This is a genomic window from Actinomadura meridiana, from assembly GCF_039537545.1.
GTDB lineage: Bacteria > Actinomycetota > Actinomycetes > Streptosporangiales > Streptosporangiaceae > Spirillospora > Spirillospora meridiana.
Map to the genome: position 1 here is coordinate 575,804 of NZ_BAABAS010000005.1, position 20,906 is coordinate 596,709.

The following is a 20,906-nucleotide window of genomic DNA, read 5'->3' on the forward strand; positions in this document are numbered from 1 at the left end:
CGTACCGGTGACCGGTTTCGCCCCTTTGGGCAAGCCCTGCCTAGTCCGGTGGGAGTGCCGCGAGCAAGATCAGAGCGGCCGTGGCGGCGGTCTCGACCAGCGCGCCGAGGACGTCTCCGGTCACGCCGTCCAGGCGCCGGACGGCGTGGCGGAGCAGGAGGAGCGCCGCCACGAGAGCGGCGCCGACCGCCCCGGCCGCGTGCAGGGCGCCGCCGAGACCGCCGGACGCGGCGCCGAGGAGCACCGCGCCCGCCAGCACGGCGGCGGTGGCGGCCAGCGCGCCCCGCACCGGGACCGTCCCCGCGACCAGTGCGCCCAGCCCGCCGGGACGCGCCGCGGGCACGCCGGTGCGGCAGGCCCAGGGCAGCGCGAGGCGCCCGGCGACGGACGCGACGAGCACGGCGACGGCGGGTTCCGGCGCGGCGGCCACGGCGCTGACCTGGACCAGCAGGATCAGCAGCAGCGTGACCACGCCGAACGGGCCGATGTCGGACCGCTTCATGATCGCCAGGGCGTCCGGGGCGGGACGGCCGCTGCCGAGGCCGTCCGCGAGGTCGGCCAGGCCGTCCAGGTGCAGGCCCCGGGTGATCGCCGCCATCGCGGCCACCGCCAGCGCGGCCGTCAGCAGGCCGTTCATGTCGAGGAGGTCGCACGCCAGCACGACGAGCGCGGCGGCGCCCCCGGTGATCAGCCCGACGGACGGCGCCAGCAGCATGGCCCAGCGCCCCGTGCGCCGGTCCACGCGTGACGTTCCCAGCGGGACGACGGTGAGCAGCGTGACCGCCAGCCGGAGCCCGGCGATCACCCGAGCTCCACGACGCGGCCCGCCACGACCAGCGCCGCGTCCTCCGACTCGGCCGCGAGCCGCTGGTTGAGGGAGCCGAGCGCGTCGCGGAACGCCCGGCCGGACGGCGTCGTCGGCACCAGTGACAGGCCGACCTCGTCGGTCACCGCGACCACCCGCGCCCGCGTGTTCCGCCATGCCGTGACCAGGTCGTCCAGGAGCGGGTGGGCGCGGGACGGGTCGTCCCACGCGGCGGCCTCGTCCATCGCGGCGGCGAGCCAGGTGCCGATGCCGTCCACGAGCAGCGCGCCGGTCTCCCGTGTCAGGACGTCCGCGAGATCGGTCGTCTCGACCGTCCGCCACCAGGCCGGACGGCGCAGCCGGTGGGCGGCGATCCGCTCCGTCCACTCGGGGTCGTCGTCGCGGACGGGCCCGGTCGCGACGTATCGGACCTCCGGGCACGCGGCCAGCCGGAGTTCGGCCTCCGCCGACTTGCCCGACCGCGACCCGCCGAGGAGCAGCGTCCGATGTGGGCCATGTCCGGGGCCGTTCCAGAAGGTCATGCGCCGCTCAAGCTCCGCCGGTGACGGAAGCCGGTGGTCGACGTGGATCGCCATGACGGCGGTCTGGGACGTCACCGCCTCGACCCGCCGCAGATGGCCCAGATGTTCGGGAGAACCGACCAGATCGAGCAGGACGGCGTCGTACTCCACACCGGGCGGCGGCTCCGGCCTGCTGCCGGGACCGGTCGCGACCAGCGCCCTTCCGCCGTGCGGGCCGCGAACCTCGAAGCCGCCCGGGACGTCCGTCCGGGGAAGGTCGTCCATCGGGCGGCCGTCGACGACGACGCTCACGGGCTCGTGCCGCAGCCCGGCGGAGCGCAGACGGCCGCACGACGCGCAGTGGCATCCCGGCGCGGGCCAGCCTCCGGGAGCGGCGGTGCCGCGAAGCTCGATGTCCATCGTGGTCGGAACTCTACGGTTACGCTCGGCGGGAAGGCTCACGACGTCCTGTCAGGAGGCTCAGGTGAGCATCCCCCCGAACTCTCCGTGGCAGGGTGGGCCCGGCGCGGGGCCGCCCTACGGCCCGCCCGCCGTCCCGCCGAGCGGCCCGCCGCCGGGAGGTCTCGGCTGGCAGCCGACCCCGCCCGGACCGCCGGGCCCGCCCCCGCCTGGACGCGGGGGAAACGGCGGCCTGCTGATCGCCCTGCTCGGCGGCGGTCTCGTCGTGGTGCTGGCCGTGGTCGCGATCGTCGTCCTGGTCGTCCAGAGCGGCGACGACGACGGGGGAGGGGGCGGCGACGACGGCGGCGGTGATCTCCAGCTGGTGGTCGGGCAGATCGCCGGGGGCGCGGAGGCGCGACCGTTCGCCGACGGCAGCCTGGCCATGGCCCGTCCCGGTGTCACGAGTCCCGTCGTCGACGTCTACGAGGACTTCGCCTGCCCGCACTGCGGCACATTCGACCGCATGCACGACCCGCTGCTCAAAGAACTCGCCGTCTCCGGACGCGCCAAGGTCGTCTTCCACCCGATGGTCATCTTCAGCACGAGCAACCAACCGGCGCACGACAACGCGCTACGGGCCGCGGCGGCGCTGCGCTGCGTCGGCGACGGTTCGCGCTGGCTCTCCTACCAGGACGCCCTGTACGAGCACCAGCCCGCGAGCCTCAGCAGCGAGGGTTACGCGACAACGGATCTGGTCTCCTACGCCGGCCCTCTCAGCCTCACTGGCGACGACTTCACGTCATGCGTCCAAGACCAGCGCTACGCCGGGAGCGTGAACACGGTCAGCCAGGGCTATATATCCTCCGGCGTCCAGAGCACACCCAGTGTGCGGGTGAACGGCCGCGCACTGGCCCAATCGGACACTGACAGCCCGGACGCGCTGCGTCGCGCCATCGAGGCCGCGTCGTGACCGGCTAGTCTCACCGCGACGAGGGAGGTCGAGGGCGATGGCGTGGAGCTGGCGTCTGGAGAAGACGGACGGGCGCACGGTCGGGATGTCGGAGGAGACCTTCTCCACCCAGGCGGACGCGGAGAGCTGGCTGGGCGAGAACTGGCGGGGACTGCGCGCCGACACCGTCGACACCGTGACGCTGCTGGACGGCGAGGCGGTCGTCTACGGGATGAGCCTGCACGAACCGGGCGACCCCGGCTGACCGGAGTACCGCCCGCCGCTGGGCGCTCCTCCGGTCGGCCGGGGTCCCCGGGGGTCAGGGCCGCCGGGGCGGGCTGACGGTCTTGGCCGGGTCGCGGACGACGACCGGGCCGAGGATGTCGTCGATCCGCTTCAGCACGTCCGCGTCCAGCGTCACCCCGGCCGCCTTGGCGTTGTCGGCGACCTGCTCGGGACGGGACGCGCCCACGATCGCCGCCGCCACGTTCGGGTTCTGCAACGTCCACGCGATCGCGAGCTGCGCCATCGACAACCCGAGATCGTCCGCGATGGGCTTCAGTTCCTGCACGCGGGTCAGAAGGTCGTCGTCCATATAGCGGCTGATCATGTCGGCGCCGCCCTTGGCGTCGGTGGCGCGCGACCCCTCCGGCAGGGGCTGCCCCGGCCGGTACTTGCCGGTCAGCACGCCCTGCCCGATCGGCGACCAGACGATCTGGCCGACGCCCTCGCGCTCGCACACGGGGACGACCTCGTCCTCGATGACCCGCCACAGCATCGAGTACTGCGGCTGGTTGGAGACGATCCGGTCCAACCCCATCTCGTCGGCGATCGCGAGGGCCCGCTCGATCTCCTCGGCCCGCCACTCCGAGACGCCGATGTACAGGACCTTGCCGCGCCGGACGAGGTCGTCGAACGTCCGCATCGTCTCTTCGAGCGGCGTCTCGTGGTCGAACCGGTGGGCCTGGTAGAGGTCCACGTAGTCGGTCCCGAGGCGGCGCAGCGAACCGTCGATCGACTGGACGATGTGCTTGCGCGACAACCCCCGGTCGTTCACCCCGGGCCCGGTGGGCCAGAACACCTTCGTGAAGATCTCCAACCCCTCGCGGCGCTGACCCTTGAGCGCGCGTCCGAGAACCTCCTCCGCACGGGTCTGGGCGTAGACGTCCGCCGTGTCGAAGGTGGTGATCCCCTCGTCGAGGGCGGCGTGCACGCAGGCGCGCGCGGCCTCCTCCTCGACGCTCGAACCATGGGTGAGCCAGTTGCCGTACGCGATCTCGCTGACCTTCAGACCGCTCCGGCCAAGATTTCGGAACTCCATGCTCCCGACCCTAGCCACACCAAGGGGTACTAACCCCGACCACCGGGCTCTAAGCCCAGCCACCGGGCTCTAAGCCCAGCCACCAGGTTCTAGGCCCGGCTGCCGGTTACGGGTGGGCACGCGGAGCGAGCTCAGCGAGCGGAGCGGGCACACCCGGCGCGCCGCGTCCCCGCAACGGAGCGCTAGCGGAGTGAGGAGACCCGTGCCGCGCAGCCGGGGGGTATGGGGGGTCGCCCCCCCAATAGACAACCAGTCAGAGCTTCTCGCCGATTTTGACCTGCGGGTTCGGGACGCGCAGCCGACGGATCTGCATGGCGCGCATCGCCGCGTACAGGCCGACGCCACTGGCGTCCTCGTCCGGATACCGGTCGGCGGCCAGCTTCTTGATCCCCCGGCTGAGCATCAGGCCCTCGCCGAACACCGCGACGAGCAGCAGCGGCGGCGCGAACAGCACCAGCAGCCGCGCCACCGGGATCGGCAGCATGCTGAGCAGCACGATCGCGAACATGGCGTACATCAGGTACGAGCCCACCGTGCGACGCGAGTCGACGTAGTTGCGCGCGAGCTTCCTGACGGGGCCCTTGTCGCGCTTGAGCATGTGCCGCTCGTCGCCCTTGGCCATACCCTTGCGCGCCGTGGTGCGCTCGGTGGACTGCCGCTCCCTGACCTTCCGGTAGGCCTCCTTGCGGTTGGCCGGTGCCGTGATCGGCTGGCGGCGATTCTTCTCGGCGTCCCTGCGCTTGGGCGTGGGACGGCCCTTTCCTCCCGGCTTTACTACCTGAGGAGGATTCGCCGGGGCCTCCGGGGTACGACGCTTGAACACGGGATCAGACTACCGGCTGCGAACATCGTGGCTGCCTCGCGCGTTACCGCGTAGGGTGATAAGAACCCCAGCAGTGGTCATTGAGCCCAGTTCACGACTGAGGCGACAGCACGAAGGGACCGGCGCCGCGCGATGAGCGTGATGAAGCGAATGTCGATGATCTTTAAGTCCAAGGCGAACAAGGCCCTGGACCGCATGGAGGATCCCCGCGAGACCCTCGATTACTCCTACCAGCGACAGCTGGAGATGCTGCAGAAGGTCCGTCGGGGGGTCGCCGACGTCGCCACCTCGCGCAAGCGTCTCGAACTCCAGATCAACCAGCTCGAACAGCAGCAGTCGAAGTTGACCGACCAGGGCAAGAAGGCGTTGCAGGTCGGCCGCGAGGACCTCGCCCGCGAGGCGCTGACCCGGCGCGCCGGGCTGGAGAGTCAGCTGAACGACCTGCGCGGCCAGTACCAGCAGTTGCAGGGCGAGGAGGAGAAGCTCACGCTCGCCTCCCAGCGCCTCCAGACCAAGGTCGACTCCTTCCGCACCCGCAAGGAGACGATCAAGGCGACCTACACGGCCGCCGAGGCGCAGACCAAGATCAACGAGGCGTTCTCCGGCATCTCCGAGGAGATGGGCGACGTCGGCCTCGCGATCCAGCGCGCCGAAGAGAAGACCGACACGATGAAGGCCCGCGCGGGCGCGATCGACGAACTGCTGGCCTCCGGCGCCCTTGAGGACTTCTCCGGCCCCCGCGACGACATCCAGGCAGAGCTCGACCGGATGGGCTCGGGCCCCGGCGTCGACGTCGAACTGGAGCAGCTCAAGGCCGAGTTGGGCCAGGGCCCCGGGCCCAAGGAGCTGAACCAGGGCTCGCCGACCGCCCAGCCGCAGCAGCAGGACACCCCCCAGCAGGCCCAGTGGCCGCAGAACCCCGGGGGTGCGAAGTGATCGTCCGCCTGATGGGCGAAGGCCAGCTCGACGTGGCCGACGAGGATCTGTCGTCCCTCAACACGCTCGACGCCGAGCTGGAGTCGGCGATCGAGTCGGGTGACGAGACGGCGTTCCGCGCCGCGCTGCACGCGCTGCTGGAGAACGTCCGCAAGGTGGGCACGCCGCTGGCGCCGGACAGCCTGGCGCCGTCCGAGCTGATCCTGCCGCCCGCCGACGCGCACATCGACGAGGTGCGCGCGATGCTGGGCGACGAGGGGCTGATCCCCGACTGACCCGGTGGGCCCGCGCCGGCCGAATTGGACAGCCAGGCACAAAAACCGGGTCTGGAACGTTGAACAACTGAATACCTAAGAAGTACAGGGGGTGGCCGCATGGCCAGAACGCGATATGCCTCCGACCGGGGGCTCACCTCGCGGATGCTCGTGACGATGTTCCTGCTGGGGCTCGTCTATGTCGTGGCCGTGGGGGCTTTCTTCGTGTTCGTTCCCCAGTGGGCGTTCTTCGCGCTCGCCGTAGCGGCCGTGTTCCTGCTCGCCCAGTACTTCTTCTCCGACCGCATGACGCTGTTCGCCATGCACGGCCGGATCGTCACCCCGGACGAGGCGCCCGAACTGCACGGCGTCATCGACCGCATCTGCGCGCTGTCGGACGCCCCGAAGCCGCAGGTCGCGATCGCCGACACCGACGTGCCGAACGCCTTCGCCACCGGACGCAACCAGAAGAAGGCCGTCGTCTGCGTCACGACCGGCCTGCTGCGCCGCCTCGACCCCGTCGAGCTGGAGGGCGTCCTCGCCCACGAGATGGCGCACGTCGCGCACCGGGACGTCGCCGTTATGACGATCGCGTCGTTCCTCGGCATCTGCGCGGGCCTGGTCACCCGCTTCGGCCTCCAGATCGGCCTGTTCGGCGGGTTCAACCGCCGCAGCAACGACCAGAACACCGGCCTGATCCTGCTGGCCGTGATCGCCGCCAGCGCCCTCGCCTACGCCGTCAGCTTCATGCTCACCCGCGCGCTGTCGCGCTACCGCGAGCTGTCCGCCGACCGGGCCGCCGCCCTGCTGACCGGCCGCCCGTCCGCGCTGGCCAGCGCGCTGACGAAGGTCCACGGCGAGATCGCGCGGATCCCCACCAACGACCTGCGCACCGCCCAGGCGTTCAACGCCTTCTTCTTCACTCCGGCCTTCGGCAAGGGCTTCAGCGTCTCGTCGCTGTTCTCCACCCACCCGTCCCTCGACAAGCGCCTCGCCCAGCTCTCGAAGATCTCCGCGCAGCTGAGCCAGGGAGCCTGATCCGTGGGATTCCTCGACACCCTCCTGGGCCGCTCCAAGCCCGCCAAGCCCGACCTCGACCGCCTCTTCGCCCTCTCGACGGCCGCCCTCACCCTGGAGGCCGCGGCGGGCTTCGTCCCCACGGGCCTCGGCTCGGTGTGCTTCCGCGCCGCCGAGGGAGGGGCGTTCGCCCGCCTGCAACGCGACGTCCAGGAACTCCTGGACGCCGACGAGGGCCCCAAGGTCGAGATCAGCAACGACTCGTACGGCTACACATGGCTGCTCGCCAAGCACACCCCTGACGACCTGCCCGCCCTGGTCACCGACCTGCACGCCGTCAACGCCACCCTGGAGTCGGGCGGTTTCGGCCCCCACCTTCTGTGCTCCCTGGTCGGCTTCCGAGGCCCCGACGACCAACGCCTGGCCCTCATCTACCTCTACAAACGCGGCACGTTCTACCCCTTCGCCCCTCTCCCGGGCGACAAACGAGACAACGCCTTGGAACTCCAGATTCGAGGGGCAGTAGGCGCCGACCTCCCCTTCGAAGAAGACCTGGGCCGCTGGTTCCCCGTCTGGGGCGCTGTGTTCTAGGGGAGCGCCAGCATCTGGTCCAGGGCCTTGCGGGCCTGGTGGGCCGTTTCCTTTTCGACCTCGATGACGTTCTCGACTCTGCCCGCGACCAGGGACTCCAGGGTGAGGACGAGGTGGGGGAGGTCGATGCGGTTCATCGTGGAGCAGTAGCAGACGGTCTTGTCCAGGAACATGACGTTCTTGTCCGGGTGGGCGTCGGCCAGGCGGCGGACGAGGTTGAGTTCGGTGCCCACGGCCCAGGACGAGCCGGGGGGCGCCGCCTCCAGGGTCCTGATGATGTACTCCGTCGAGCCGATCTGGTCGGCGGCCGTGACGACCTCGTGCCTGCACTCGGGGTGGACGAGGACGTTCACGCCGGGGACGCGGGCGCGCACGTCGTCCACCGACTTCTTGCTGAAGCGGCCGTGGACGGAGCAGTGGCCCCGCCAGAGGATCATCCTGGCGTCGCGGAGTTGCTCCGCCGTGAGGCCGCCCTCGCGGCGGTGGGGGCTGTAGACGACGCAGTCGTCCAGGGAGAAGCCCATCTCCAGGACGGCGGTGTTGCGGCCCAGGTGCTGGTCGGGCAGGAACAGCACCTTCCTGCCCTTCGCGTAGGCCCAGTCCAGAGCGCGCTTGGCGTTGGACGAGGTGCACACCACGCCGCCGTGCCGTCCGACGAACGCCTTGATGTCGGCGGAGGAGTTCATGTAGGTGACGGGGACGACGTCGTCGGCGACGCCCGCGTCCGCCAGGACGTCCCAGCACTCCTCGACCTGGTCGAACGTCGCCATGTCGGCCATGGAGCAGCCCGCGCCGAGGTCGGGGAGGATCACCCGCTGGTGGTCGGCGGTCAGGATGTCGGCCGACTCCGCCATGAAGTGGACGCCGCAGAACACGACATAGGGGGCCTCGGGCCGGGCCGCCGCCATCTGGGCCAGCTTGAACGAGTCGCCGGTGACGTCGGCGAACTGGATGACCTCGTCGCGCTGATAGTGGTGGCCCAGCACGAACACCGAGTCGCCGAGCGCGGCCTTGGCGGCACGGGCGCGGTCGACCAGGGCGGGGTCGGACGCGGGGGGCAGGTCGCCCGGACAGTCCACGCCGCGCTCGCTGGCCGGGTCGGCGCCGCTGCCCAGCAGCAGCAATGGAAGGTCCCGAACTGGGGTTGTCACGGCGGTCTCCCTTCGGTGACACCGGACTTATCGTCGCTTTGACGACTAATCATGGCACATCCGGCGGCCACCGGCGGTGTGACGTAGACCGCACCGGGTCTCGGTGTTAGACATGGCCGATAAGCGGAATGGCCCTGTGGCGAGGTACGTTGTCCTACGGGAAGGGGCGTACGCGTCCTCGAGGACAAGCGAACAGCGAGACCCGGGAGCTGAACACATGACGGTTTCAGGCGAGACCACGCAGGAGACCACGCAGCAGGGCGTCGTTCTCACCGACGCCGCCGCCGAGAAGGCCAAGGGCCTCCTTGAGCAGGAAGGCCGCGACGACCTTGCGCTGCGTGTCGCCGTGCAGCCGGGCGGCTGCTCCGGCCTGATCTACCAGCTCTTCTTCGACGAGCGGGAGATGGACGGCGACCTCATCCAGGACTTCGGCGGCCTCAACGTGCGCGTCGACCGGATGAGCGCCCCCTACCTCACCGGCGCCACCATCGACTTCGTCGACTCGATCGAGAAGCAGGGCTTCACGATCGACAACCCGAACGCGGGCTCGTCCTGCGCCTGCGGCGACTCCTTCAACTAGACCGCGACGTCCAGAAGGGGCGGGACGGGCACTCATCACGGGGCCCGTCCCGCCCCTTCTTCGGCTCGCCCGGCGCGAATCTGTGATGCGATGGGTAAGTACTCTTTCCGGGTTCGAAAAAGCCGGTGAACAGCCGGACGACCACGACGAGGAGAGCGACGCCGTGCGCATCGCCGTGACCGGGTCCATCGCGACCGACCATCTGATGACCTTCCCAGGACGATTCACCGACCAGTTCCTGCCCGACCAGATGGATCGGGTGTCGCTGTCCTTCCTGGTGGACGAGCTGGAGATCAGGCGCGGCGGGATCGGCGCCAACATCTGCTTCGGCATGGGCAGCCTCGGTGAGCAGTCGATCCTCGTCGGCTCCGTCGGCGACGACTTCGCCGACTACCGGTCCTGGCTCGAACGGCACGCGGTCGACACCGCGTCCGTGCGCGTCTCCGAGGTGCACCACACCGCCAGGTTCCTGTGCACCACCGACCAGGACCAGAACCAGATCGCCACGTTCTACGCCGGGGCGATGAGCGAGGCCCGTTCCATCGAGCTGCGGCCGGTCGCCGACCGGGTGGGCGGGCTCGACCTCGTCATCATCAGCCCGAACGACCCCGAGGCGATGCTGCGGCACACCGACGAGTGCCGTGACCGGGGGATCCCGTTCGTCGCCGACCCCTCGCAGCAGCTCGCCCGGATGGACGGCGCGGACGTCCGCCGCCTCATCGACGGCGCCGCGTACCTGTTCAGCAACGAGTACGAGAAGGCCCTCGCCGAGGAGAAGACCGGCTGGTCCGGCGAGGAGATCCTGTCCCGCGTCGGGAGCCGGGTCACGACCCTCGGCGCCAAGGGCGTCGTGATCGACCGCAAGGACGCCGAGGGCCTGCACGTCCCGTCGGTGCCCGTCGAGAACGTCGTCGACCCGACCGGCGTCGGTGACGCCTTCCGCGCCGGGTTCCTGTCGGCGCTCTCGTGGAAGCTGCCCGTCGAACGCGCCGCGCAGGTCGGTCACACGATCGCTGCGCACGCGTTGGAGTCCGCTGGCCCGCAGGAGTACACGCTGGGCCGTCAGGCGTTCATCGACCGCTTCGCCGCCGCCTACGGCGCGTCCGCCGCCGACGACGTCGCCCCGCACATCACCTGCCCCAACCCGTGACAACGTCGAAGGGCCGCGCCGTCGACGGCGCGGCCCTTCGGCTTGTCGTTCAGTAGGTCCGGCGGATGTGGAAGCCCCAGCCGCCCTGCGGGAGGGTCTCCTCCCAGACGAAGTCCTGCGACTTCATGCGGCACCAGGCGGGCACGTCGGTGCGGGCGGCGGCGTCGTCGGCGAGGACCGCGACGATCTGCCCGACCGGCACCTCGCGGATCCGCTCGGCCAGCATGATGATCGGGATGGGGCACTTGCGGCCGAGGGCGTCGATGACGAGCGTGGGCGGCGGAGCGACGGCCTGGTCGGCGGGCGCCTGCGGGGGCGGAGCGGTGGCGGGCGCCCCGCTCCTGGCGCGGCCTCGGAACCTCATGGGCGCGACCGCCTCCCTGTCTCGACGTCGGTCAGCGCCGCCCGGCGCAGGCGCGCGACGGCCTCGGGCAGGACTGCCAGGAAACCGTCGACGTCCGCCGAAACGACGCCACGCGGCAGCGATACCCGCACGTTCCCGTGGGTAATCACTCCCATCGCCTCCAGCACATGGCTTGGTCGCAGCGTATCCGCCGTGCACGAGCTTCCGGAAGAAACCGCGAAACCCAACCGGTCGAGTTCGGTCAGCAGCGCCTCGCCCTCCACGTACAGGCACGAGAACGTGACCAGGTGCGGCAGCCGCCAGACGGGGTCGCCGACCACCTCCACGTCGGGGACGATCCGCGGCACCTCGGTGCGAATGTGGTCCACCAGCGCCGAGACGCGCTCGGCGTCTTCGTGCATCTCGACGCGGAACGCGTTCAGCGACCATGCCGCCGCCGCGATGGACGGGACGTTCTCGAACCCCGGGACGCGGCGCCCCTCGCGCTCGTCGTCCGGCAGCGGGGAACGCCACCGGGTGCCCTTGCGGACGACGAGCACGCCGACGCCCGCGGGCCCGCCCCACTTGTGGGCGCTGCCCGCGAGGAGGGACCATTCGCCGGGGACCTCCATCCGGCCGAGGGACTGCGCGGCGTCCACGAACAGGGGAACGCCCGCGTCGCGACACGCCCGCGCGACCTCCTCCACGGGCTGGACGGTGCCGACCTCGTGGTTGGCCGACTGGAGGCACGCGAGCGCCGTGTCCGGACGCAGTGCGGCCGCGAACTCGGCGGGGTCGACGCGGCCCATCAGATCGACGCCGACGATCGCCACCTCGCCGCCGTCGCGCTCGTGGGCCTCGGCGGCGTGCAGGACGCTGGAGTGCTCGACCGCGCTCACCACCAGGTGCCGCCCGACCCGGCGCCGCGCCCGCAGCCCGCCGAGGACCGCCAGGTGGACGGCCTGCGTCCCCGACGACGTGAACGACACCTCGTCGGGACGGGCGCCGATGACCATGGCGACCATCTCGCGGGACCTGTCGAGCAGCATGCGGGTGCCGCGGGCCGTCCCGTACAGGCGGGCCGGGTCGGCCCACGCGTTGTCGAGGGCGGTCAGCAGCATGGATCGGGCATTGGGATGCAACGGCTCGGTGGACGCGGCGTCCAGGTAGACGCCGGGCGCGCTCTTTTCGGCCACGCGGAAACACTAACCGGGCACCCGATCGGGGGATACCGCGACCCTCGCGCTAGGGTGTCCAGCACACGTGTGACAACTGATCTCTCCGCCCGGCAGACCGGGCTTTCATCCGTGGGGAAGGCATTCCGTGAGTCCGACCCGCTCTAGGGAGCGGCGTACGCCTGTGCGCAGTCGCCGCGCAATGAAAAGCGCTCGCGCATTGAAGAGCACGGGCGCGCTGGGGCTGCTCGCGCTGTCCGCCACCGCGTGCAGCGGTAGCCGCCTGGGCATGCCCGAGCCGATCAGCGAGCAGGGCGAGCGCATGCTCCACCTGTGGCAGGGCTCCTGGATCGCGGCGTTCGCGGTCGGGGGAGTCGTCTGGGGCCTGATCATCTGGGCGATTCTGTTCCACCGCAAGCGCTCCGACGACCTGCCGCCGCAGGTCCGCTACAACATGCCGATCGAGATCCTGTACACGGCGGTCCCGTTCGTCATCATCGCGGTCCTGTTCTACTTCACCGCCAGGGACGAGGACTACGTCGAGACGACCAGCGCCAACCCCGCGGTCGTCGTCGACGTGACCGGGTTCCAGTGGAGCTGGCAGTTCGACTACAAGGAGAAGGACGCCACGGGTAAGGAGCAGCTCGTCGCCTCCGTCGTGGGGCAGCCCGTCAACCCCAACGGGCCCGCGCCCGCCAAGCCGGTGATGACGATCCCCTCGGGCAAGACCGTCCGCGTGCGACTGCACGCCAACGACGTCATCCACTCGTTCTGGGTGCCCGCCCTGATCTACAAGAAGGACGTCATGCCGGGCTACACCAACGAGTTCGAGTTCACGGCGAACAAGCTCGGCACCTATGAGGGCCGCTGCGCCGAGCTCTGCGGCGTCGACCACAGCCGGATGCTGTTCCAGCTCCGCGTCGTCACGCCCGAGGCGTACGCCGCCTACATCGCCAACTCCAAGGCCGCACTGGCCGCGGGAGGTGCCAAGTGACCACGACCAGTGCGGCACCGAGCGCGCCCGCCGCGCCGCCGCGCACGACCAAGGGGCGCATCATCGCGTCCTGGCTGTCGTCCACCGACCACAAGGTGATCGGCTACCTGTACCTGATCACCTCGTTCTTCATGTTCCTGTTCGGTGGCGTCCTCGCGCTGATCATGCGCGCGGAGCTGTTCGACCCGGGCCGGCAGATCGTCAGCAACGAGCAGTTCAACCAGCTGTTCACGATGCACGGCACGATCATGCTGCTGATGTTCGCGACGCCGCTGTTCGCGGGGTTCACCAACGTCATCATGCCGCTCCAGATCGGCGCGCCGGACGTCGCGTTCCCGCGCCTGAACATGCTGGCGTACTGGCTGTTTCTGTTCGGCAGCCTCATCGTCATCGCGGGCTTCCTGACCCCGGACGGCGCCGCCAGCTTCGGCTGGTTCGCCTACGCCCCGCTGTCGGACGCGGTTCGCTCGCCGGGCATCGGCGGCGACATGTGGGTGATGGGCCTGGCGATGTCCGGGTTCGGCACCATCATGGGCGCCGTCAACTTCATCACGACGATCCTGTGCATGCGGGCGCCGGGCATGACGATGTTCCGGATGCCGATCTTCACCTGGAACGTCCTGCTGACCTCCATCCTCGTGCTGATCGCGTTCCCGGTCCTCGCCGCGGCGCTGCTGGCGCTGGAGGCCGACCGCAAGCTCGGCGCGCACATCTTCGACGCCGCGCACGGGGGCGCGCTGCTCTGGCAGCACCTCTTCTGGTTCTTCGGGCATCCCGAGGTGTACATCATCGCCTTGCCCTTCTTCGGGATCGTGACGGAGATCCTGCCGGTGTTCAGCCGCAAGCCCGTCTTCGGCTACATCGGCCTGGTGTTCGCGACGATCAGCATCACGGGCCTGTCCATCACCGTGTGGGCGCACCACATGTTCGTCACCGGCCAGGTGCTGCTGCCGTTCTTCTCGTTCATGTCGTTCCTCATCGCGGTGCCCACGGGGGTGAAGTTCTTCAACTGGGTGGGGACCATCTGGCGAGGACAACTCACGTTCGAGGCGCCCATGCTGTGGGCGCTGGGCTTCCTGGTGACGTTCCTGTTCGGTGGGCTGACCGGCGTCATCCTGGCCTCCCCGCCGATGGACTTCCAGCTGTCCGACTCCTACTTCGTCGTCGCGCACTTCCACTACGTCGTGTTCGGCACCGTGGTGTTCGCGATGTTCGCCGGGTTCTACTTCTGGTGGCCGAAGTGGACCGGGAAGATGCTGAACGACACGCTCGGCAAGGTGCACTTCTGGTTGCTGTTCATCGGCTTCCACGGGACGTTCCTCGTCCAGCACTGGCTGGGCGCGGCTGGCATGCCGCGCCGGTACGCCGACTACGCCGACGAGTTCCACGGGCTGAACGAGGTGTCGAGCATCTTCTCGTTCGTGCTCGGAGCGTCGATGCTGCCGTTCTTCTACAACGTGTACATCACGTGGAAGCGGGGCAAGCGCGTCGAGGTCGACGACCCGTGGGGCTACGGCTCCTCGCTGGAGTGGGCGACGTCCTGCCCGCCGCCACGGCACAACTTCAACTCGATTCCGAAGATCCGTTCCGAGCGGCCGGCGTTCGACCTGCACCATCCCCATGTGGGCGCGGCGGGCGAGCTGGCCGGGACGAAGGGAGAGTAGACGATGCGCGTCCAGGCGTTCATGTTCTACGGGTCCGCGCTGTTCTTCCTCGCGACCGACCTCGTGTACTGGTTCTGGTCGGGCGACTGGACGGGCACGACGGCGCTGGCGCTGGCGGTCGGGCTGGCCGGGCTCATCGGGTTCTACGTGCACTTCACCGTCCGACGTCTGGAGGACGCCAACGGCGGCCCCCTGTACGAGGACGATCCGGAGGGGAACGTCGCCGACGCGGCGGGGGAGCTGGGCTTCTTCAGCCCGCACAGCTGGTGGCCGCTGTTCGTCGGCCTGTCGGCGGCGGCGGTCGCGCTCGGCATCGTGTTCGGCTGGTGGCTGGTCATTCTCGGTGTGGCCGCGGCGCTGCTGTCGACGATTGGTCTGGTCTTCGAGTACTACCGGGGTCATTTCGCTCATTGATCGGTAAAAGAACCCCATGAGGGGCCGGTGTCCGCTTTTTTGCGGGTACCGGCCCTTTCACATACTGGGCGCCGTTCCAGCGACGGGGCTGGGAGCGCGGACCGATCGCCCAGTGGCACGACCGGGGGGACCACATGCGGGTGGGCGGTTCAGGGCCGGGTGACCGGGGACGGCGGACGGCGGCGGCGCTCGTCGGCGCCGGGACGGTGGCGAGCATGATGGCGGGCGCGGCGGCGTGCTCCGGAGGCGGCGGGGAGGACGACGCGAACGCCGTGAAGCTGACGGTGTCGCCCGCGGGCGGCGGGGGAGCGCTCCGGCCGGACAGCCCCATCGCCGTCCAGGCGAACCGGGGCACCATCGCGAACGTGACGGTGTCGGCCGGGAAGGGGCCGGTCGAGGGCGACCTGAACGTCGACCGGACGCACTGGACGTCGCGCTGGTCGCTCGAACCCGGCAAGACCTACACGGTCGGCGCCACGGCGATCGGCCCGGACGGCAAGACCAGGACGGTCGACAGCCACTTCACCACCGCCCAGGTCCAGCAGACGAACAAGGCGACGGTCGAGGCCCCGTACAACAAGGAGACGGTCGGCGTCGGCATCCCCATCATCATGCGGTTCGACAGTCCGGTGAAGGACAGGCAGGCGGTCGAGCGCGCGTTGGAGGTGCGGTCCGACAAGACGGTGGAGGGGGCCTGGCACTGGTTCGACGACCAGCAGGTCGTGTTCCGGACCAAGCAGTACTGGCCCGCCCACACCAATGTGTCGTTCCGGGCCCATCTCAGTGGTGTGCGCACTGGCGGGAACGCGTACGGCGGAAAGAACTATGCGGTCAACTTCAAGATCGGCGACTCGCATATCTCCACGGCCGGTGAGGACACCCACCACATGGTGGTGAAGGTCAACGGGAAGAAGGCCCGCACCATTCCGACGAGCATGGGCAGGGGCGGGGCCCGCATGTTCACCACCACCAACGGCGTCCACCTGACGATGGACAAGCAGGACCCCACCGTCATGACGTCGGAGTGGATGGGGGTCAGCCCCGGAGGCCCCGGCGGCTACAGCCTGACCGTGTACAAGTCGGTGCGGATCTCCGAGAGCGGCGAGTGGGTCCACAGCGCGCCCTGGTCGGTCGGCGCCCAGGGCAGCGAGAACGTCAGCCACGGCTGCATCAATGTCAGCCCGTCCGACGCGGCGTGGTTCTACCGGCTGTCGCAGCGCGGTGACGTGGTGACCGTGACCGGCACTGACCGGGAACTCGAACCGGACAACGGCTGGGGCTACTGGCAGCTCAAGTGGAACGACTGGGTGAAGGGCAGCGCCCTGAAACGGTCGGTGACGACCGCGCCGCGCGAGGACGCGGCGACGCTGTCCGCGCAGCGGCAGGGCTCCCAGCAGCCGGACAAGCCGCGCGCCGAGGGCCACTGACAGCGCGCCTCGCCCGTCACGGTGCTCGGCGCAGCGGCGGGGGTTCCGGGACGTGGTGCATGCGCGCCCAGTTGCGGGCCATGGCGATCCGGTCGGGCCCGGACGGGTGCGTCATCCACAGCAGGTACTCCAGGGCGTCGGGCTTCAGGTCGGAGATGTTGCGCACCGACAGCTCGTGCTGCATCGACACGAACGTCGACGGGTCGCGGGTGAGGTTCAGCGCGTGCGCGTCGGCCCGTGCCTCGATGCGACGGCTCACGAGGTTCTGGACGGGCGCGCCGAGCTGCGTCCCGGCCGCCACCAGCGCGAGGACGAGCGCGATGGACCGCGGATCCGCCGCCCCACCGCGTTCACGTTCCCCGGGCTCTCTGGGTTCCCCGGGGGGACCGGTAGGGGCGACTCCCGCGCGGCGCAGGAGCCATGGAGAGGTCATCAGGAGGTAGAGCAGGCACATCGCCCCGGCGATGCCGAGCGCGCCCACGAGCGTGCCGTACAGGACGTCGTCGCGCTTGGCGTGGCCCAGCTCGTGCGCGACGATCGACTCCACCTGGGGGCGCGGCGACTTCAGCAACGTGTCGTACAGGACGATCCGGCGCGTGGAGCCGAACCCCGACACGTAGGCGTTCAGCGACGTCGTCCTTCTGGAGGCGTCCGCGACGAGCACGTCCTTGACGGGCACGCCGTCCCGTCGCGCCATCGCGAGCAGGTCGCTGCGCAACTGCCCCTGCGGCAGCGAGTGGAACTTGTTGAACACCGGCTCGACGGCGATCGGGTAGATGAACGACACCAGGACGACGAGGACGAAGCCCCCGGCGGCGGCGCCCGTCCACCAGTAGCGGGGGAAGCGGCGTACCACCGCGTACAGGAGCAGCAACGCGATCGTGGTGATGACCCAGCTGACGCCGAGTGACCTGAGCTGGTCCAGGAGCCACTCCGGCCACGTCTGCGTGGACAGCCCGTACCGGCGCAGCACCGACTCGCCCCAGATGTCGAACGGGAGCCCGACGACGCGCAGCAGCGTCGCGAGCGCGGCGGACGCGATGACGACGCGCAGGAACCGGCGGCGGACACGGCCCGTGACCAGGCCGATGAGCCGCGCGCCGAGCGGGCTCAGCCCCAGCGCGAGGATCACCAGGAGGCCGACGACGAGGCCCGCGTAGGCGGGCGGGTTGATGGCCGAGTCGAACGCCCGGGACCGGGCGATCTCGGCGGGGGAGAAGTCGAGCGCCGGATCGGGCCGCACCCGCCCGCCGGGGACGTCGCCGGGCAGCGGGTTCCACGGCGTGGTCAGGGCGAGGACGACCCCGACCGCGGTGAACAGCACGGCGGCGGTGATGGCGGCGGCCGTCCGGGGCCGTCGCGTCCGCGTGCCGCCGTCCGCCTCCTCGCTCCTGTCCTCCGTGAGGGGACGGCTCCCCGCGCCTCCCGCCTCGCTGCGCTCACTCATGCGAGTTCCTTCTTCAGATAGTCGCGCCACAGGGCGATGAAACGGTCCCGGGTGAGCCCCAGCACGTCGCGCAGCGCGGTCTCCTCCGGAACGCGCCCGGCGGTCCGGTAGAGCCGTACGAGCGTCGCCTCACCGTATCGGGCGGCGATCATGCGGCAGGCGAGCCATGCCTCCTGGTAGGCCTGGGACAGACGCGGCGAGCCGCCGGAGAACGCGGCGGCGGCGGGCGGCGCGGCGGGGATCCGTCCGGCCGTCACCTCGCGGCGCAGCTCCCCGGCCGCCGACCGGACGGAGATCTTCGCGCCCCGGTAGCCGACGTAGTCGGCGAAGCCCTCGATGAGCCACAGCGGCGTCGTCCGGTCGCGGGCGCCGCCGGTGGCGACATGGGTCAGCTCGTGGGTCAGGACGACGTCGCGTCCCAGGCTGTTGAGGCGGCCGAACGTGCCGGGGGAGATGATGACGCGGTCCTCCCCGGCGCCCCCTTCGGCGGACGGCGCGAGGGTCGCGAGCGCGGCGATCTCGCCGAGCCGCTGCCCCGGACCGGCGAGCGCGGCCGCGAGGGACGCCGAGGCGGGCACCAGCGCGACGACCCGCCGCGCCCAGGTGCCGCCGACCACGCCGCTGACGACGGGTACGGCCGCGTCGAGGCGTCCGGCGATCTCGTCGAGCCCGGTGGCGTCGCCGATGACGAGGCTGGCGCGGCCGTTGACCACCGACAGTGGGCCGCCGTCCCAGATCTCGGCGTCGTCGTGCAGGTTGTGGGACGAGCCGTCGCCGACGATCGTCCAGGCGCCCGAGCGCGGGGCCAGTGCCAGGTACCGGGTGCGGGCGACGTCGCCGTGGTCGAAGCCGCGCAGCCGGTACCGGGTCTCGACGCGGAGGATCGCGACGTCCTTCGCGCCGTCCACGGTCTGGGTGGCGACGGCGCGTTCCCGCCAGCCGTCGAGGGGAAGCGCGCGGATGTTGCCGTACAGGCGGGACTGGGCGTCCCGGAACGCGGTGGGTGCGGAGCCGACCGTGGTGAGGAAGGCCGTCCGGTCGCCGGTCCGCACGGCCCGCGCGCGGCTGTCGAGGACGGTGGCGGCGTCGCCGGGCGTGAACGCGGCGGCAGCACCGTTCCCGCCGATGGCGCGTGCGTCGGGCGTCTCGCCGCCGGACCGCGCGCGGACGAGGCCCGCGCCGCCCGCGAGCAGCGCGGCCGCCCCGCCCGCGCCGAGGGCAAGCGCCCTGCGCCGCGTGACGGGCCCGCCGTGGGTGCCGCCCTGCGTGCCTCTGTGCCTGTCGCTGTGGGCGGAGCCGTCCTCCATGCGCGCGATCCTATGCAGCCAGCGGATGGGCATGCCGATGCGAAGCCGAAAGAGGGCGTGGCCGCACGGGGCGACCACGCCCAGGTAACGCTGCGGAATTCACTCCTTCGTTCTTCCTAGACGCCTACCGGGTTAGCTGACGGGTTCGGGCGAGGAAGTGGCCCTGCGGTGGGCCCTCACCGGTTCTCCGGAGAGGCGCACCGATTCACCCCGGGCGCCGGGGGTCGTCCAGGAACGGTCCCTGGACTCCGGCGCTGTGGGTCCCCGGTTCCGCCGTTCGGCGGACTCGGCGCTGCCGCTGCGATCCTGGGGGCGAGATGGGGCCCGTGCGCGGAACCTGTCTCCCGCGTGCGAAAGAGCGGCGCCTGTTGTCGTGCGCGGACGGCCCGTGGAACCGCCGTGGCAGCGCGCTCAGCGCCATGCACGCTTCGGCGTGCGCACGGTGGGCCGGGTCCGGCCGGGGGGGAAGGCGGCACGTGGCTCGCGCCGCCGTCACGCGGCGCCTGGTGGGCGTCGCGGGCACCCGGCGCCTGGCCGGCGCCGTGAGTGGTACAAGGTACCAAAGCCCCAAGAGAAGGCAAACCCCTACAAAATTAACAACGGACCAGGTCAAAGCCTGGTCCGTTGCCGGAAGACGAGCCGTCCGAACGTCAGGGACGCCCGGCGCCGTAGTAGTTGCTCAGGTAGTAGCCCGAGGTGATGTTCACGATCTCGACGTTCTTGCCCGTGCGCGGGGCGTGGATCATCTGCCCGTTGCCGATGTACAGGCCGACGTGGCCGAGGCTGCTGAAGAACACCAGGTCACCGGGCTGTAGGTCGCTCTTGTTGACCCGCTTGGTGGCGGCGTACTGCGAGTTGGTGGTGCGGGTGATGTTCACGCCCGCCGCCGCCCACGCCTTCATGGTCAGGCCGGAGCAGTCGTAGGAGCCGGGACCCTCCGCACCGTACTGGTACGGCTTGCCCTTCTGCGCGAAGGCGAAGTTGAGCGCCGCGCGGGCCGAGCCGCTGGCCGGGCCGTTGTAGGTACCGCCGATGCCGCCCCCGGAGGAGGACGTGCCGCCGCCGAGCCTCCGGACGACCGCCTCCTGCTTCTTGACCTTCTTGTCCAGGTCCGCCTTCTGCTTCTTCAGGTCGTCGGACTTGGTCTTCACCTCGTCATAGGCGGTCTTGGCGACGGACTGCTCTCGCCGCAGCCGCTGCGTGGTGGCGAGGAACTGGGTGAGCTGGGAGCCGCGGTCCCGCGACAGATGGGACAGGACCGCCGCCTGGTCGAGGACCGCCTGCGGGTCGCTGCTGCCGACGAAGCCGGTCACGTCCGTCTGCTCGCCGTTCTTGTACGCGGTGGCGGCCATCTGGGCGATCTTGGCGCGCTGCTCCTCGAAGGCCGTCTCCTCTTTCTTGGAGGCCTTCGTCGCGGCGTCGAGCTTCTTCTTGGCGACCTTGAGCTGCTCGCGGTTCTGGTTGTACTTCTCGACCTTCTGGTCCATCTCCTCGTTGAGCTTGTTGAGCTTCTTCTGCTCCTCCGCCTTGTTCTGCTTCGGCTTGGCGTGCGCCACCGCCAGCGGAGACATGAGTGAAGCCGTCAGGGTCAGGCAGGTGACGGCCGCCAGGCGGCGGGATACGCCTCTGCTCGCC

Annotated in this window: 22 protein-coding genes and 1 riboswitch; of the genes, 12 read left to right on the forward strand and 10 right to left on the reverse strand. The window is 70.4% G+C overall.

Annotation, left to right across the window (positions count from 1 at the left end; genetic code table 11):
- Positions 1–40 precede the first annotated feature (40 nt).
- Together ABD808_RS11885 and ABD808_RS11890 are read right to left on the reverse strand one after the other, a co-directional pair.
- A complete protein-coding gene (locus ABD808_RS11885) occupies positions 41–805 on the reverse strand; it encodes an adenosylcobinamide-GDP ribazoletransferase (RefSeq protein WP_344894439.1) in 765 nt (254 codons plus the stop codon).
- Positions 802–1,746: a bifunctional adenosylcobinamide kinase/adenosylcobinamide-phosphate guanylyltransferase gene (locus tag ABD808_RS11890; protein WP_344894442.1), complete on the reverse strand. Its 945-nt coding sequence runs from the start codon at positions 1,744–1,746 to the stop codon at positions 802–804. The genes ABD808_RS11885 and ABD808_RS11890 overlap by 4 nt, the downstream gene beginning before the upstream one ends.
- Before the next feature lie 64 nt (positions 1,747–1,810).
- Here ABD808_RS11890 and ABD808_RS11895 point away from each other — a divergent pair, with 64 nt between their 5' ends.
- Both ABD808_RS11895 and ABD808_RS11900 read left to right on the forward strand, forming a co-directional pair.
- Positions 1,811–2,698, forward strand: a complete 888-nt coding sequence (locus ABD808_RS11895; RefSeq protein WP_344894445.1) for a DsbA family protein — start codon at positions 1,811–1,813, stop codon at positions 2,696–2,698.
- A gap of 37 nt (positions 2,699–2,735) precedes the next feature.
- Positions 2,736–2,942 carry a hypothetical protein gene (locus ABD808_RS11900; protein WP_344894448.1) on the forward strand — a complete coding sequence of 69 codons (207 nt, stop codon included), beginning with the start codon at positions 2,736–2,738 and terminating at the stop codon, positions 2,940–2,942.
- Positions 2,943–2,996: 54 nt separating this feature from the next.
- Here ABD808_RS11900 and ABD808_RS11905 read toward each other — a convergent pair whose 3' ends face one another.
- A complete protein-coding gene (locus tag ABD808_RS11905; protein ID WP_344894451.1) occupies positions 2,997–3,998 on the reverse strand; it encodes an aldo/keto reductase family protein in 1,002 nt (333 codons plus the stop codon).
- 253 nt (positions 3,999–4,251) lie between these two features.
- The gene (locus ABD808_RS11910) at positions 4,252–4,821 is read right to left on the reverse strand and encodes a DUF3043 domain-containing protein (protein ID WP_344894454.1); all 570 of its coding nucleotides are present in this window, start codon (positions 4,819–4,821) and stop codon (positions 4,252–4,254) included.
- A gap of 150 nt (positions 4,822–4,971) precedes the next feature.
- Between ABD808_RS11910 and ABD808_RS11915 the strand changes: the two genes are divergently transcribed.
- The 4 genes from ABD808_RS11915 to pspAB all read left to right on the forward strand — a co-directional run bounded on the left by ABD808_RS11915 (position 4,972) and on the right by pspAB (position 7,619).
- Positions 4,972–5,757: a PspA/IM30 family protein gene (locus ABD808_RS11915; protein WP_344894457.1), complete on the forward strand. Its 786-nt coding sequence runs from the start codon at positions 4,972–4,974 to the stop codon at positions 5,755–5,757.
- Complete coding sequence (gene pspAA / locus ABD808_RS11920) at positions 5,754–6,032, forward strand: PspA-associated protein PspAA (RefSeq protein ID WP_344894460.1); 279 nt, start codon at positions 5,754–5,756, stop codon at positions 6,030–6,032. The genes ABD808_RS11915 and pspAA overlap by 4 nt, the downstream gene beginning before the upstream one ends.
- 99 nt (positions 6,033–6,131) lie before the next feature.
- Positions 6,132–7,049: a zinc metalloprotease HtpX gene (htpX, locus tag ABD808_RS11925; protein WP_344894463.1), complete on the forward strand. Its 918-nt coding sequence runs from the start codon at positions 6,132–6,134 to the stop codon at positions 7,047–7,049.
- Between the two features lie 3 nt (positions 7,050–7,052).
- The gene (gene pspAB / locus ABD808_RS11930; protein ID WP_344894466.1) at positions 7,053–7,619 is read left to right on the forward strand and encodes a PspA-associated protein PspAB; all 567 of its coding nucleotides are present in this window, start codon (positions 7,053–7,055) and stop codon (positions 7,617–7,619) included.
- Here pspAB and nadA read toward each other — a convergent pair.
- Complete coding sequence (gene nadA, locus ABD808_RS11935; protein WP_344894469.1) at positions 7,616–8,770, reverse strand: quinolinate synthase NadA; 1,155 nt, start codon at positions 8,768–8,770, stop codon at positions 7,616–7,618. The genes pspAB and nadA overlap by 4 nt on opposite strands.
- Positions 8,771–8,987: 217 nt before the next feature.
- Here nadA and ABD808_RS11940 point away from each other — a divergent pair, with 217 nt between their 5' ends.
- Together ABD808_RS11940 and ABD808_RS11945 are read left to right on the forward strand one after the other, a co-directional pair.
- The gene (locus tag ABD808_RS11940) at positions 8,988–9,350 is read left to right on the forward strand and encodes a HesB/IscA family protein (protein ID WP_344894472.1); all 363 of its coding nucleotides are present in this window, start codon (positions 8,988–8,990) and stop codon (positions 9,348–9,350) included.
- A gap of 163 nt (positions 9,351–9,513) precedes the next feature.
- On the forward strand, positions 9,514–10,500 hold the full coding sequence (locus ABD808_RS11945; RefSeq protein ID WP_344894475.1) for a carbohydrate kinase family protein: 987 nt from the start codon (positions 9,514–9,516) through the stop codon (positions 10,498–10,500).
- Positions 10,501–10,549: 49 nt separating this feature from the next.
- On the opposite strand, the gene ABD808_RS11950 is transcribed toward ABD808_RS11945, so the two are convergent.
- On the reverse strand, positions 10,550–10,864 hold the full coding sequence (locus tag ABD808_RS11950) for a sulfurtransferase TusA family protein (RefSeq protein ID WP_344894478.1): 315 nt from the start codon (positions 10,862–10,864) through the stop codon (positions 10,550–10,552).
- Complete coding sequence (locus tag ABD808_RS11955) at positions 10,861–12,039, reverse strand: cysteine desulfurase family protein (protein ID WP_344894481.1); 1,179 nt, start codon at positions 12,037–12,039, stop codon at positions 10,861–10,863. Before ABD808_RS11955 ends, ABD808_RS11950 begins: the two co-directional genes overlap by 4 nt.
- A 181-nt stretch (positions 12,040–12,220) precedes the next feature.
- On the opposite strand from ABD808_RS11955, the gene ctaC reads away from it, so the two are divergent.
- The 4 genes from ctaC to ABD808_RS11975 all read left to right on the forward strand — a co-directional run bounded on the left by ctaC (position 12,221) and on the right by ABD808_RS11975 (position 16,517).
- Complete coding sequence (ctaC, locus tag ABD808_RS11960; RefSeq protein WP_344894484.1) at positions 12,221–13,012, forward strand: aa3-type cytochrome oxidase subunit II; 792 nt, start codon at positions 12,221–12,223, stop codon at positions 13,010–13,012.
- On the forward strand, positions 13,009–14,676 hold the full coding sequence (gene ctaD / locus ABD808_RS11965; protein ID WP_344894487.1) for an aa3-type cytochrome oxidase subunit I: 1,668 nt from the start codon (positions 13,009–13,011) through the stop codon (positions 14,674–14,676). Before ctaC ends, ctaD begins: the two co-directional genes overlap by 4 nt.
- A gap of 3 nt (positions 14,677–14,679) precedes the next feature.
- Positions 14,680–15,090, forward strand: coding sequence for a cytochrome c oxidase subunit 4 (locus ABD808_RS11970; protein ID WP_344894489.1), 411 nt, complete (start codon positions 14,680–14,682; stop codon positions 15,088–15,090).
- 134 nt (positions 15,091–15,224) lie between these two features.
- Positions 15,225–16,517, forward strand: coding sequence for a L,D-transpeptidase (locus ABD808_RS11975; protein ID WP_344894492.1), 1,293 nt, complete (start codon positions 15,225–15,227; stop codon positions 16,515–16,517).
- Between the two features lie 16 nt (positions 16,518–16,533).
- Here ABD808_RS11975 and ABD808_RS11980 read toward each other — a convergent pair whose 3' ends face one another.
- From ABD808_RS11980 to ABD808_RS11990, 3 genes are all read right to left on the reverse strand, one after another.
- A complete protein-coding gene (locus ABD808_RS11980) occupies positions 16,534–17,964 on the reverse strand; it encodes a M48 family metallopeptidase (RefSeq protein WP_344894495.1) in 1,431 nt (476 codons plus the stop codon).
- Positions 17,961–19,271: a gluzincin family metallopeptidase gene (locus ABD808_RS11985; protein WP_344894498.1), complete on the reverse strand. Its 1,311-nt coding sequence runs from the start codon at positions 19,269–19,271 to the stop codon at positions 17,961–17,963. The genes ABD808_RS11980 and ABD808_RS11985 overlap by 4 nt, the downstream gene beginning before the upstream one ends.
- A 107-nt stretch (positions 19,272–19,378) precedes the next feature.
- Positions 19,379–19,573: riboswitch (cyclic di-AMP (ydaO/yuaA leader) on the reverse strand.
- A gap of 348 nt (positions 19,574–19,921) precedes the next feature.
- Positions 19,922–20,842, reverse strand: a complete 921-nt coding sequence (locus ABD808_RS11990; RefSeq protein WP_344894502.1) for a C40 family peptidase — start codon at positions 20,840–20,842, stop codon at positions 19,922–19,924.
- Positions 20,843–20,906: the final 64 nt, after the last annotated feature.